The sequence below is a fragment of the Paraburkholderia nodosa genome (assembly GCF_001718195.1).
Lineage (GTDB): Bacteria > Pseudomonadota > Gammaproteobacteria > Burkholderiales > Burkholderiaceae > Paraburkholderia > Paraburkholderia nodosa_A.
On record NZ_MCNV01000009.1, the window covers coordinates 49,897 to 62,938 of the forward strand.

The window sequence follows — 13,042 nt, forward strand, 5'->3', positions numbered from 1 at the left end:
AGTTCGCATGTAGCCCGCTCGTCGCTCGATACGCACAACCGCATAAAGCCAATTCGCAACGCAATGACTGAACAAAAACGCAAGCCCGAAAAGCTCTCGGGCGTGAAGGGCATGAACGACATCCTGCCGCAGGAGGCAGGCCTGTGGGAATTCTTCGAAACCACGGTGAAGTCGCTGCTTCGTTCGTACGGCTATCAAAATATCCGCACGCCGATCGTCGAACATACGCAACTCTTCACGCGCGGCATCGGCGAAGTGACCGACATCGTCGAGAAGGAGATGTACAGCTTCACCGACGCGCTCAACGGCGAGAACCTCACGCTGCGTCCGGAAGGCACGGCGGCTGCCGTGCGCGCGTCGATCGAGCACAACATGCTCTACGACGGTCCGAAGCGCCTGTGGTACATCGGCCCGATGTTCCGTCACGAGCGTCCGCAGCGCGGCCGCTATCGCCAGTTCCATCAGGTGGGGGTCGAGGCGCTCGGTTTCGCGGGCCCCGATGCGGACGCTGAAATCATCCTGATGTGCCAACGCCTCTGGGACGATCTCGGCCTCACCGGCATCAAGCTCGAGATCAACTCGCTCGGCGTGGCCGAAGAGCGTGCGGCGCATCGCGCCGAGCTCATCAAGTATCTCGAGCAGCACGTCGATCTGCTCGACGAAGACGGCAAGCGCCGCCTTTACACGAACCCGCTGCGCGTGCTCGACACGAAGAATCCCGCGCTGCAGGAGATCGCGGACAAGGCGCCGAAGTTGATCGACTTCCTCGGCGAAGACTCGCTCGCGCACTTCGAAGGGCTGCAGCGCATTCTCAAGTCGAACAACATTCCGTTCAAGATCAACCCGCGTCTCGTTCGTGGTCTCGATTACTACAATCTGACCGTGTTCGAGTGGGTGACCGACAAGCTCGGCGCGCAGGGCACCGTCGCGGCGGGCGGCCGTTACGATCCGCTGATCGAGCAGCTGGGCGGCAAGCCGACGGCGGCTTGCGGCTGGGCGATGGGCATCGAGCGCATTCTCGAACTGCTCAAGGAAGAAGACCTCGTGCCGGAAGAAGATGGTTGCGATGTCTACGTCGTTCACCAGGGCGAAGCCGCGCGTGAGAAGGCGTTCATCGTGGCGGAGCGTCTGCGCGATACGGGCCTCGACGTTATCTTGCATTGCAGCGCCGACGGTCAGAGCGCGAGCTTCAAGTCGCAGATGAAGCGCGCGGATGCCAGCGGCGCGGCCTTTGCCGTGGTACTCGGCGAGGACGAAGTGGCGAGAGGCGAGGCCGGTGTGAAGGCGCTGCGCGGCACGGCCGCGGAGGCCCGCAGCGAGCAACAAACGGTAGCGCTTGAGGACTTGACCGAATATCTGATCAATGCGATGGTTGCATCCGCCGAAGACGGCGACGATTAACAGGGCCGCCCCGGTGGGGCTGCCCAGGTCGCTGCGCATTCGAAAACAGGCTTCAGAATAAACGAGGAATCGCTACGCGATGAGTTACCACGACGAACAGGAATCGATCGAGAGCTTCAAGGCATGGTGGGGGCAGTGGGGTAACGCCGCTACGTGGGTCGTGCTGATCGTTCTGCTCGCGCTCGCAGCGTGGAACGGCTGGAACTTCTGGCAGCGCCGCCAGGCGGCCGAGGCCGCCGTGCTGTACGACCAGGTGCAGCAGGCCGCGAACAGCAGCGACAAGGCCATGCTCACGCGCGTGGCGTCGGACATGGAAGATCGCTTCGGCGGCACGGCGTACGCGCAGATGACGGCGCTCGGCGTGGCCAAGGCGCTCTATATGGCGGGCGACACGGCTGGCGCGAAGGCGCAGCTGCAATGGGCCGCCGACCACGCGAAGGACGACGAATTCCGCCAGATCGCGAAGCTGCGTCTCGCATCGCTCCTGCTCGACGAAAAGGCCTACGATCAGGGCCTCGCGCTGATTCCGCAACCCGATTCGGGTCCGTTCAAGGGCATCGTGGCCGACGGCCGCGGCGATCTGCTGGCTGCGGCCGGCAAGCGTGACGACGCGCGCGCGGCCTACAAGCTGGCCCTCGACAGCCTGCCGAAGAGCGACGCTTCCGAGCGTCAGCTGATCCAGTTCAAGCTGGATGCGCTCGGCGGCTGAGTCGCTGGCTAAATTGCGAAGCGTGCCGGGCGTGCGCGCAGCGTTGCGAAACCATTCAAACCAACTTCATTCATGCGTCGTTCACCGATGAATCTGCTGAAACGAACCGTTGTGCCCGTCGCTCTGGCGATGACCGTCCTGGCTCTCGCAGCCTGCTCATCGACGAAAGACGTGCGCCGCGTGCCGGTGCCGCTGACCGAATTCAAGCCGGCGCTGGACGTCCAGCAGGTGTGGAAGTCGAGTGTCGGCAAGGCGGGGCGCTATCTGTTCGCGCCGGTCGCCGTGGGCGACGCCGTCTATGCGGCGGGCGAAAACGGCTCGGTCGCGAAAATCGACGCCGCATCGGGCAAGGACGTCTGGCGCACCAAGCTCAAGGACGACCTCTCGGCGGGCGTGGGCAGCGACGGCAATCTCACGGCCGTCGGCGGCCTGAAGGGCGACGTCTACGTGCTCGACGCGAACGGCAAGCTCTCGTGGCAAGCCAAGGCGCCGGGCGAAATCATCTCGCCGCCGCTCGTCGGCAACGGCCTCGTGGTCGTGCGCACGATCGACGGCCAGATCGTCGCCTTCAACGGCCAGACGGGCGAGCAGAAGTGGATCTACCGCAACCGCGCCGTGCCGCTGAACCTGCGCGTTTCGGCGGGCATGACGTTCGCGGGCGAACAGGCCGTGCTGGCCGGTTTCCCGGGCGGCTCGTTCGCGGCGATCAACCTGCAAAGCGGCGACGCTTTCTGGGAAACGCCGGTTTCGTATCCGAAGGGCGTGACGGAAGTCGAGCGCATCAATGACGTGAGCGGTCCGCCCACGCTGGTCGGCGCGACGACCTGCGCAGTCACGTTCCAGGGTCAGCTGGGTTGCTTCGACGCCAATTCGGGTCGTCCGATGTGGCAAAAGCCGTTCTCGAGCACGACCGGCATCGCTCAGGATGAAAGCACGGTGGTGGGCGGCGACGACTGGTCGGTCGTGAGGGCCTTCAGCGTGTCGACGGGCGAGCCGACCTGGACGAACGAAAAGCTCAAGAGCCGCGATGTGAGCGTGCCCGCATTGCTGGGCCATGCGGTCGTGCTCGGCGACTATCAGGGCTACGTGCATTTCCTCTCGCTCGACGACGGCAGCTTCGTCTCGCGCGTGAAGACCGACGGCAGCCCGATCATGGCCGCGCCGGTGCTCGCTGGCAATACGCTGGTTGTCCAGACGAAGGACGGCGACCTGTACGGTCTGCGTCCGCATTAAGCGTCGTCTGCGGCGGTGCGCCTCACGAGCGGCGCACCGAGCAGACGCAAGAGGCGCTGGAGCCGCCGGGTTCCGATGCCTCGCCCGCTGGCCGGCTCAAGCCGGCCATGCGCATTTTGGGACAGCGGCGTCCACGACCCCGCCGTTCACCGTTGCGCCACCCGGCGTTCGCGCGGCGTCCCGCCCCGGCCGCACCGCGCTTTCGGCGCTGGGCCGCGGCCCAGCTCGTGAATTTCGTGATAATTTGCAACTGATGCAGCCCCGCAGGCGCGGGACTTGCCGCGCAGCGCGCCGGACTCTCCGGCGCTGCGCCTTACTGTAGAAAAGATCAGATGAAACCCGTAATCGCCCTCGTTGGGCGCCCCAATGTGGGGAAATCCACGCTGTTCAACCGGCTCACGCGCTCGCGCGATGCGCTGGTGGCCGACCTGCCCGGCCTCACGCGCGACCGTCACTACGGTGAAGGGCGCACGGGCGATCGCCCGTATCTCGTGGTCGATACCGGCGGCTTCGAGCCTGTCGCGAAGGACGGCATCCTGCACGAGATGGCGCGCCAGACGCGCCAGGCCGTGGAAGAGGCCGATATCGTCGTGTTCATCTGCGACGGCCGCAATGGCCTCGCGCCGCAGGACAAGCACATCGCCGACTACCTGCGCAAGACCGGCCGGCCGATCTTCCTCGTCGTCAACAAGGCCGAAGGCATGAAGTACAGCGCTGTGGCCGCCGACTTCTACGAACTCGGTCTCGGCGACCCGCGCGCGATTTCCGCGGCGCACGGCGACGGCGTGACGGAAATGATCAATGAGGCGCTCGAAAAAGCGTACGCCGACCAGCCCGAGGAGAGCGAAGAGGACGCCGCGAAGCACGGCGTCAAAATCGCGATTGTCGGCCGCCCGAACGTGGGCAAGTCGACGCTCGTCAACACGCTGATCGGCGAAGACCGCGTAATCGCGTTCGACATGCCGGGCACGACGCGCGATTCGATCTATGTGGACTTCGAGCGCAACGGCAAGAAGTACACGCTGATCGACACGGCGGGTCTACGCCGCCGCGGCAAGGTGTTCGAAGCGATCGAAAAGTTCTCGGTGGTGAAGACGCTGCAGTCGATCGCCGATGCCAACGTGGTGATTCTGCTGCTCGATGCGCAGCAGGAAATCTCGGACCAGGACGCGCATATCGCGGGCTTCGTGGTGGAACAGGGCCGCGCGCTCGTGGTGGGCGTGAACAAGTGGGACGGCATGGACGACCACGCGCGCGAGCGCACCAAGCACCACCTTCAGCGCAAGCTGAAGTTCCTCGACTTCGCGGAAATGCGCTTCATCTCGGCGACTGAAAAGTTCGGCATCGGCCCGCTGATGCGCTCGGTAGACGACGCGTACGGCGCCGCCATGGCGAAACTGCCGACGCCGAAGCTCACGCGCGCACTCATCGAAGCTGTGGAGTTCCAGCAGCCGCGCCGCCGCGGCCCGGTGCGTCCGAAGCTGCGCTACGCGCACCAAGGGGGACAGAACCCGCCCATCATCGTCATTCACGGCAACGCACTCGACGCCGTGACGGAGACCTACAAGCGCTATCTGGAGAACCGCTTCCGGGAAACTTTCTCGCTCACCGGCACTCCATTGCGCATAGAGTTTCGCTCCTCGACGAATCCCTATACAGAGAAAAACTAGGCTGTTGCTGAATAGCGTTCGCTACCCCGCAAAGGCCTCCTGGCCGAACCGCCAGGAACCGCGCGGGGGAACGAGAATCGGCTATAGTGTAGCGATTGGTGGTGGATTTCTTTTTCTTCATCCCAATATAAGTTAAACCTGCAAAAAAATACGGAGTTTGCTATGAGCAACAAAGGGCAATTGTTACAAGACCCGTTTCTGAACGCGCTGCGCAAGGAGCACGTGCCTGTTTCGATCTATCTGGTCAACGGCATCAAGCTTCAAGGGAACATCGAATCGTTCGACCAGTACGTCGTGTTGCTCCGTAATACGGTTACGCAAATGGTTTACAAGCACGCCATCTCCACGGTGGTTCCGGCCCGTCCGGTGAACTTCCACCCGGATACGGAAGCGTCCTGACCCATGACGCGGCCGGCCCGGGGCGCCTCGCAGGCTGCTCTGGTCCGGCCGCTTTCATTTTGACATCCTCTAATTTGATCAACGCCGCACTCGTCGGCATCGACTTCGGCAAGACCGAGTTCGAAGCCAGTCTCGAAGAACTCAGCCTGCTCGCCAAAAGCGCGGGCGCCACTCCCGCTGTCACGCTCACCGGGCGACGCTCCAGCCCCGACGCCGCCATGTTCATCGGCAGCGGCAAGGCCGAGGAACTGCGTCTCGCCTGTGAGGCGAACGACATCGAAATCGTCATCTTCAATCACGCGCTGTCGCCCGCCCAGCAACGTAATCTGGAGCGCGCGCTCAATCGCCGCGTGGTCGATCGCACGAGCCTCATTCTAGATATCTTCGCCCAGCGCGCCCGCAGCCACGAAGGCAAGCTGCAGGTCGAACTCGCGCAGCTGCAATACCTCGCCACGCGCCTCGTGCGCGCCTGGACTCACCTCGAGCGCCAGAAGGGCGGTATCGGCCTGCGCGGTCCGGGTGAAACGCAGCTCGAAACCGACCGCCGGCTCATCGGCGAACGCATCAAGATGCTGCAAGGCAAGCTTGCGAAGCTGCGTCGCCAGCACGGCACGCAGCGGCGTCAGCGCGAGCGCAACCGCACGATGTCGGTGTCGCTCGTAGGCTATACGAACGCGGGCAAGTCCACGCTCTTCAATGCGCTCACGAAGGCGCAGGCCTACGCCGCCGACCAGCTGTTCGCGACGCTCGACACGACTTCGCGGCGCGTCTGGCTCGGCGACGCAGTGGGGCAGATCGTGCTGTCCGATACGGTCGGGTTCATCCGCGAACTGCCTCACCAGCTCGTCGCCGCGTTTCGCGCGACGCTGCAGGAAACGGTGCAGGCCGATCTGCTTCTGCACGTGGTGGACGCGTCGAGCGCCGTGCGCCTCGATCAGATCGATCAGGTGAACGGCGTGCTGCACGATATCGGCGCGGACACGATCCGTCAGGTGCTGGTCTTCAACAAGATCGACGCCGTGCCGGAACTGGCGGCCCGCGGCGGAACGGTCGAGCGTGATGAATATGGTAATATTTCGCGCGTCTTTTTGAGCGCCCGCACAGGTGTCGGACTGGATGCGCTGCGCTCCGTCATCGCCGAAATCGCGACTGCCGAGCCGCTTGCCGATGCGCCGCAGTCCCTGGCCGCAGACTGGAGCGCGGTACAGGAAGAACCTCACTGGGAACCTGAACACGAGCGCTGAGGCGCGCCCGGCACTGTCTTGCACGCAAGGCCGGCCCAGCGGCCCCGACGGAATTCGCACGCAATTGACCCGCTGTCTACTCTGGTGAACGAACACAGGTGAACGATTACAACAAGCGGACTGGCTGGCAGCGCGCGCGCGCCATTTTCTCGTTGAACGACCCGCGTTGGGGTCGAGGCGACGGCAATGGCCAGCGTTCTGACGACGGGCGCCGCCCGCCGGGCAATAACGGCAACAAGGGTGGCAACGGCGACAAGGGCGACGGTCCGCCGGATCTCGACGAAATGTGGCGCGACTTCAACCGCCGCGTGTCCGCTTTCTTCGGCCGCAAGGGCAAGGGCCCGGGCGGCTTCGGACCGCGCCCGGACAATGGTCATGGCGCGCGCATCGGCGTGGGTATCGTTCTCGGCGTGCTCATTGCGATCTACCTGGGCAGCGGCGTCTTCGTCGTGCAGGAAGGCCAGGCCGGCGTCGTGCTGCAGTTCGGCCAGTATCGCCACACGGTTGGCCAGGGCGTCCACTGGCGTATGCCGTATCCGTTCCAGACTCACGAAATCGTCAATGTCGGGCAGATCCGCACCGTCGAGATCGGCCGCAGCAACCTCGTGCGTCCGGCAAACGTGAAGGACGCTGCAGTCATCACGCATGACGGCGACATTCTCAACGTGCGCCTGACCGTGCAGTACCAGGTCAAGCAGCCGACCGACTATCTGTTCCGCAGCGTCGATCCCGACCTCACCGTGACGCAGGCTGCTCAGGCGGCGGTGCGCACCGTGGTTGGCGCGCGCAGCACGAACGACATGCTGTACGCGGACCGCGAGCCGATTCGCGCCCAGCTTGCCGATACGATCCAGCACTCGCTCGACGAGTACAAGACGGGCCTCGGCGTGACCGGCGTCGCGATCCAGAGCGTCTCGGCGCCCGATCAGGTGCAGGCCGCGCTCGACGACGAAGCCAAGGCGCGCCAGGACCGCGACCGCGCGAAGCGCGACGCGCAGGCCTATGCCGACCAGCTCCTGCCGCGCGCGCAGGCCGAGGCGGCGCGTCTCGTCGACGACGCGAAGGCTTATAGCGAGCGCGTGGTTTCGCAGGCGCAGGGCGACGCGCAACGCTTCACGCAGGTCTACGAACAGTATGCGAAGGCGCCGGCTGTGATTCGCGAGCGCATGTATCTCGAGACGATGCAACACATCTATTCGAATGCGACGAAGGTGTTCGTCGACAGCAAGTCGGGCAACAACGTGATTTATCTGCCGCTCGACAAGCTCGTCGATACGACGCGTCAGCGCGCCGCCGTGGCGGCGGGCGCAACGGGTGCGGCTGCGGCCTCGGGCGCCGGTGCGGCAACGGCAGGCGCGGCTTCGGACGCCAATGCGGCTTCCGCGCCGGCAGCCGGCAGCGAGCCACAGCAGGGTGCACAGGCAGGGCCTCAACCGGGCGCCCAGCAGCAAGACGCGCAGCAGCAGGGCGCGGCTCCCGCAACTACGGCCAGCGACGCGGCAGCCGCCGCGAGCGACGCCTTCCGTTCACGCGATGCGTTCCGCTCGCGCGGCCGCGAAAGCGACGTGCAATAAGGGGCGCGCCAATATGAACAAGATCATTGCGCTCGTCGTTGCCGTCGTGGTTGTCGTGCTGGTTGCGTCGTCGGCCGTCTTCATGGTCGATCCGCGCCACGTCGCCATCATTTCCTCGTCGGGCGGGGCCAATGCCACGCTCGCCGGTCCGGGGCTGCATGTGAAGCTGCCGCCGCCGTTCCAGACCGTCACGTTCATCGACACGCGCATTCAGGCGTTCGATGCGCCCGACGCCGACCGCTACACGACCTCGGACAAGACCGAGCTGCTCGTGAACCCGGTCGTGCGTTATCGCATTTCCGATCCAATCAAGCTCTTCGCGGCGACCAGGGGCGATGCGCAGACGCTTTCCGATCGTCTCGCCTCGCTGTCGCGCGACGCGCTTGGCGACGCGATTTCGAAAGTCACGCTCACCGAGGCGCTCGCACAGCAGGAAGCCATCGCCAGCGGCGCGCGCGACGCGCTGAGGCAAACCGCGGCGCCGCTCGGCATCGACGTGATCGCCATCGAACTCACGCGCGTCGATTACCCGCCGGAGCTGGCGCAGACGGTCTTCAAGCGCATGAGCGCCGCACGCGAGCAGGCTGCTGCCGAGATTCGCGAGAAGGGCGCGGCCGAAGCGCAGCAGATCAAGGACGACGCGCAGCGCAAGCAGCAGGGCGTGCTGGCCGATGCCTACGCTCAGGCGCAAGCGATCAAGGGCGAAGGTGACGGCCGGGCCGCCGCGATTGCCGCGGAGGCGTTCGGGCGCGACCCGGACTTCTACCGGTTCTATCAGAGCATGCTCGCGTACCGCGAGAGCTTCCGGCCCGGCGACGTCATCGTGGTCGATTCGTCGAGCGACTTCTTCCGCTTCATGCGTGGTCCGAACGGCGGCGCGAATAGCGGGGATAACGCTCCCGCTTCCGCCACCCCGCGCAAACACTAGACAAAACGAGACACACGCGCCGCGCACTGCGCGGCGTATTTCTTCGCATGGACATAGCTGGCTCCCTCTTGCTCGCGATCGCGCTGATGCTGATTATCGAGGGCATGTTCCCGTTCGTCTTTCCGACGGCGTGGCGTGACACATTCCGTAAAATCGCGGAGCGGCCGCCGCATCACATCAGGATCGGTGGGCTCATCGTGATGGGGCTCGGCCTCGTCCTGCTGATGCTGGCGACCTGACGGCCTCGTGCCGCAGTCGCCCTCAGAGGCGGTGTGCGATTGGCGTTTTTGACGGATTCCGAAATATCGGGCCGCGTGGCGTTTGGCCGCGCGCGGCCCTCATTGTGGTAGGACTCAACCGATGTCGACCTGGTTACTCCCCGAGAATATTGCGGACGTGCTGCCGTCCGAAGCGCGCAAGATCGAAGAGCTGCGCCGTCGCCTGCTGGACCGTTTCCGCGCCTATGGCTACGAGATGGTCATGCCGCCGTTGCTCGAGTATCTCGAGTCGCTGCTCGTGGGCAGCGGGCGCGACCTGAACCTGCGCACGTTCAAGCTCGTCGATCAGCTCTCGGGCCGCACGCTCGGCCTGCGCGCCGACATGACGCCGCAGGTCGCGCGCATCGACGCGCACCTCCTGAACCGCCAGGGCGTGACGCGCCTGTGCTACGCCGGCAACGTGCTGCATACGCTGCCGCGCGGTCTGCACGCCACGCGCGAACAGATCCAGACCGGCGCGGAAATCTACGGCCACGCGGGCCTCGAAGCGGACCTCGAAATCCAGCAGCTGATGCTCGATGCGCTGCGCCTCGCGGGCCTCGCGAAGGTGCGCCTCGACCTTTCGCACGCAGGTGTGCTCGCGGCGATCTTCGAAGCGGATCCCGCTGCGGCCGCGCTTGGCGATGCTTTGTATGAAGCGCTCGCTGGCAAGGACGTGCCGCGTCTCGCGGAACTCACGCAAAACCTCGGCGCTGCCACGCGCGACGCCTTGCGAGCGCTGCCGTCGCTTTACGGCGACGAGAGCGTGATCGACGAGGCGCGCACGCGTCTGCCGGCGCTGCCGGGCATTGCTCGTGCGCTCGACGACCTCGCGTTCCTCGTGCGCGAGATCGAGGGTGCGGAGCTGATGATCGACCTTGCGGATCTCGGCGGCTACGCGTACCACAGCGGCGTGATGTTCTCGGCCTACGTGGACGGCGTGCCGAACGCCGTCGCCCGCGGCGGCCGTTACGACAAGGTGGGCGAAGTGTATGGGCGTGCCCGCGCGGCAACCGGCTTCTCACTTGATTTGCGCGAAGTGGCGCGTATTTCACCGGTCGAGGCGCGCAGCAGCGCGATCCTCGCGCCGTGGCGCCATGACGAGGCGCTGCGCAGCGCGGTCGCCGCGCTGCGCGATGCAGGCGAGGTCGTGATCCAGGCGCTGCCGGGTCACGAGCACGACATGGACGAGTTCGCCTGCGACCGCGTGCTCGTCGAGCGCGACGGCGTCTGGGTCGTCGAAAGGCACGCCTGATACCGCACTCGGGGCGGCCGTTCGCGCCGCCCGGCAAGCCTGCGCGCGAGCGCGCCAAAGCACGCTTCGCATCGCGCATGCCGTTGAGTGCAAAAGGAAATTCCGCGAATTTCGGGAAAAAAAGGCGGCCTTGCCGCTGAACCCAGGTAGAATACGTTTTTAACCAGCTAACGAAACACCATGTCTGCCAGCGCAGTGAATGTAACCCCGGGGCGCAATGTCGTCGTCGTGGGCACCCAATGGGGCGATGAGGGCAAGGGCAAGATCGTCGACTGGCTGACGGATCACGCGCAAGGCGTGGTGCGTTTCCAGGGCGGTCACAACGCCGGCCATACGCTCATCATCGGCGGCAAGAAGACCATTCTCCGGCTGATCCCGTCGGGCATCATGCGCGCCGGCGTCGCCTGCTACATCGGCAACGGCGTGGTGCTTTCGCCCGAAGCGCTCTTCAAGGAAATCGGCGAGCTCGAAGATGCGGGCATCGACGTCCAGAAGCGTCTGTTCATCTCCGAAGCCACCACGCTCATCCTGCCGTACCACATCGCCATCGACCAGGCGCGCGAAGCCAGGCGCGGCGCCGCGAAGATCGGTACGACGGGTCGCGGCATCGGTCCGGCCTACGAAGACAAGGTGGCACGCCGCGGTCTGCGCGTGCAGGACCTGTTCGAGCCGGAAACCTTCGCCGAGCGCCTGCGCGAGAACCTCGACTACCACAACTTCGTGCTTACGCAGTACCTGGGCGCGCCGGCCGTCGACTATCAGCAAACGCTCGACACGATGCTCTCGTACGCCGATCGTCTGAAGCCGATGGTCACGGACGTTTCGCGTCGTCTGTATGACGTGAACCACGAAGGCGGCAACCTCCTGTTCGAAGGCGCGCAAGGCACGCTGCTCGACATCGACCACGGCACCTATCCGTTCGTCACGTCGAGCAACTGCGTCGCGGGTGCGGCGTCCGCTGGCGCGGGCGTGGGTCCGCAAAAGCTCAACTACGTGCTCGGCATCACCAAGGCGTACTGCACGCGCGTCGGTTCGGGCCCGTTCCCGAGCGAACTGTACGACGCCGACAACGCCGATCGCCAGGAAGAAGTGGGCCTCACGCTCGCGAAGGTCGGCAAGGAATTCGGTTCGGTCACCGGCCGTCCGCGCCGCACCGGCTGGCTCGACGCCGCCGCGCTGCGCCGCTCGATCCAGATCAACGGCGTGACGGGTCTGTGCATCACGAAGCTCGACGTGCTCGACGGTCTCGACGAAGTGAAGCTCTGCGTCGGCTACAAGGTGGCTGGCCAGGACGTGGACATTCTCCCGCGCGGCGCCTCGCAAGTGGCCGCGTGCGAGCCGGTCTACGAAACGTTTGAAGGCTGGAACGAAAGCACCATCGGCATCACGCAGTTCGACGCGCTGCCGAAGAGCGCGCAGGCGTATCTCACTCGCGTGCAGGAAGTCGCCGGTGTGCCGATCGACATGGTTTCGACCGGCCCGGATCGCGACGAAACGATCCTGCTGCGTCATCCGTTCAAGGTCTAAGTGGTAAGAAGGCAGAAGCAAAAATGATTCAAATGATGGACCCGCGCAACGACGAAAAGAACCTGTGGGTCGGCTGGGACGAGTATCACCGGCTGATCGAACTGCTCGCGCTCAAGGTGCACGAGTCGCGCTGGAAGTTCGACCAGATCCTGTGTCTCGCGCGCGGCGGTCTGCGCGTGGGCGACCAGCTCTCGCGCATCTATGACCTGCCGCTGGCAATCCTCGCGACCAGCTCGTACCGCGAAGCCGCCGGCACGGAGCAGGGCGAGCTCGACATCGCGCAGTACATCACGATGACGCGCGGCCACCTGGAAGGCAACGTGCTGCTCGTCGACGATCTCGTCGACTCGGGTGTCACGCTCGCACGCGTGCAGGAGCACCTCAAGGAGCGCTACCCGGCTGTGACCGGCGTGCGCTCGGCGGTGCTCTGGTACAAGGGCTGCTCGAAGGTGACGCCGGACTATTTCGTCCAGCATCTGCCGACCAATCCGTGGATCCACCAGCCGTTCGAGGAATGGGATACGGTGCGCCCGCACAATCTCAGTGCGTGGATCAAGCGTGGTCTGCAGCGAGCGCAAGACGCGCAGAAGTAAAGCAGGGGTTGTGCCGCCGCCAGGGTTCCCATACCCGCGGCGGCCAGATCCAACGACGGAGCCTTCATGGCTCCGTTTTTTTTGTGCGTCGCCCACCGATTCGCCTGCGGCGGCGCAGGCGGGCAGACGGCATCTGGGGCCGGTGCTAAACTGCGCGGGGATCGGGGGATGTCGCAGTGCCGCGACGACCGCTCGGTTTCCGCCGCAGCCCGGTTTAGAATAGCGCTCGTTTTTTCCGCCTCGCAACGGATT

12 protein-coding genes are annotated in these 13,042 nt (G+C 65.0%); all 12 read left to right on the forward strand.

All coding sequences use genetic code 11. The features are described 5' to 3' along the window. Window positions 1–63 precede the first annotated feature (63 nt). Window positions 64–1,401, forward strand: coding sequence for a histidine--tRNA ligase (hisS, locus tag BFD71_RS17340; protein ID WP_069265553.1), 1,338 nt, complete (start codon window positions 64–66; stop codon window positions 1,399–1,401). Window positions 1,402–1,480: 79 nt separating this feature from the next. Then, window positions 1,481–2,110, forward strand: coding sequence for a YfgM family protein (locus BFD71_RS17345; RefSeq protein WP_028204134.1), 630 nt, complete (start codon window positions 1,481–1,483; stop codon window positions 2,108–2,110). An 87-nt stretch (window positions 2,111–2,197) separates the two neighbouring features. Then, window positions 2,198–3,343 carry an outer membrane protein assembly factor BamB gene (gene bamB, locus BFD71_RS17350; RefSeq protein ID WP_069265554.1) on the forward strand — a complete coding sequence of 382 codons (1,146 nt, stop codon included), beginning with the start codon at window positions 2,198–2,200 and terminating at the stop codon, window positions 3,341–3,343. Window positions 3,344–3,675: 332 nt separating this feature from the next. Beyond that, window positions 3,676–5,013: a ribosome biogenesis GTPase Der gene (gene der, locus BFD71_RS17355; RefSeq protein ID WP_069265555.1), complete on the forward strand. Its 1,338-nt coding sequence runs from the start codon at window positions 3,676–3,678 to the stop codon at window positions 5,011–5,013. 162 nt (window positions 5,014–5,175) lie between these two features. Beyond that, the gene (gene hfq, locus BFD71_RS17360; protein ID WP_027793540.1) at window positions 5,176–5,412 is read left to right on the forward strand and encodes an RNA chaperone Hfq; all 237 of its coding nucleotides are present in this window, start codon (window positions 5,176–5,178) and stop codon (window positions 5,410–5,412) included. 59 nt (window positions 5,413–5,471) lie between these two features. After that, window positions 5,472–6,656, forward strand: coding sequence for a GTPase HflX (hflX, locus tag BFD71_RS17365; protein WP_083245311.1), 1,185 nt, complete (start codon window positions 5,472–5,474; stop codon window positions 6,654–6,656). Window positions 6,657–6,754: 98 nt separating this feature from the next. Further along, window positions 6,755–8,230, forward strand: a complete 1,476-nt coding sequence (hflK, locus tag BFD71_RS17370; RefSeq protein ID WP_069265557.1) for an FtsH protease activity modulator HflK — start codon at window positions 6,755–6,757, stop codon at window positions 8,228–8,230. A 13-nt stretch (window positions 8,231–8,243) separates the two neighbouring features. After that, window positions 8,244–9,158 carry a protease modulator HflC gene (gene hflC, locus BFD71_RS17375; protein WP_069265735.1) on the forward strand — a complete coding sequence of 305 codons (915 nt, stop codon included), beginning with the start codon at window positions 8,244–8,246 and terminating at the stop codon, window positions 9,156–9,158. A 47-nt stretch (window positions 9,159–9,205) separates the two neighbouring features. Beyond that, on the forward strand, window positions 9,206–9,397 hold the full coding sequence (locus BFD71_RS17380; RefSeq protein ID WP_028210024.1) for a DUF2065 domain-containing protein: 192 nt from the start codon (window positions 9,206–9,208) through the stop codon (window positions 9,395–9,397). A gap of 121 nt (window positions 9,398–9,518) precedes the next feature. After that, window positions 9,519–10,670, forward strand: a complete 1,152-nt coding sequence (locus tag BFD71_RS17385) for an ATP phosphoribosyltransferase regulatory subunit (protein WP_069265558.1) — start codon at window positions 9,519–9,521, stop codon at window positions 10,668–10,670. A 180-nt stretch (window positions 10,671–10,850) separates the two neighbouring features. Next, window positions 10,851–12,197, forward strand: coding sequence for an adenylosuccinate synthase (locus BFD71_RS17390; protein ID WP_069265559.1), 1,347 nt, complete (start codon window positions 10,851–10,853; stop codon window positions 12,195–12,197). Between the two features lie 23 nt (window positions 12,198–12,220). Then, complete coding sequence (locus tag BFD71_RS17395) at window positions 12,221–12,790, forward strand: phosphoribosyltransferase (protein WP_028204126.1); 570 nt, start codon at window positions 12,221–12,223, stop codon at window positions 12,788–12,790. Window positions 12,791–13,042: the final 252 nt, after the last annotated feature.

Bases quoted from the DNA above. Each gene is read 5' to 3' on its own strand.
- hisS (WP_069265553.1), top strand. From the start codon at position 64: ATGACTGAACAAAAACGCAAGCCCGAAAAGCTCTCGGGCGTGAAGGGC.
- BFD71_RS17345 (WP_028204134.1), top strand. From the start codon at position 1,481: ATGAGTTACCACGACGAACAGGAATCGATCGAGAGCTTCAAGGCATGG.
- bamB (WP_069265554.1), top strand. From the start codon at position 2,198: ATGAATCTGCTGAAACGAACCGTTGTGCCCGTCGCTCTGGCGATGACC.
- der (WP_069265555.1), top strand. From the start codon at position 3,676: ATGAAACCCGTAATCGCCCTCGTTGGGCGCCCCAATGTGGGGAAATCC.
- hfq (WP_027793540.1), top strand. From the start codon at position 5,176: ATGAGCAACAAAGGGCAATTGTTACAAGACCCGTTTCTGAACGCGCTG.
- hflC (WP_069265735.1), top strand. From the start codon at position 8,244: ATGAACAAGATCATTGCGCTCGTCGTTGCCGTCGTGGTTGTCGTGCTG.
- BFD71_RS17380 (WP_028210024.1), top strand. From the start codon at position 9,206: ATGGACATAGCTGGCTCCCTCTTGCTCGCGATCGCGCTGATGCTGATT.
- BFD71_RS17385 (WP_069265558.1), top strand. From the start codon at position 9,519: ATGTCGACCTGGTTACTCCCCGAGAATATTGCGGACGTGCTGCCGTCC.
- BFD71_RS17390 (WP_069265559.1), top strand. From the start codon at position 10,851: ATGTCTGCCAGCGCAGTGAATGTAACCCCGGGGCGCAATGTCGTCGTC.
- BFD71_RS17395 (WP_028204126.1), top strand. From the start codon at position 12,221: ATGATTCAAATGATGGACCCGCGCAACGACGAAAAGAACCTGTGGGTC.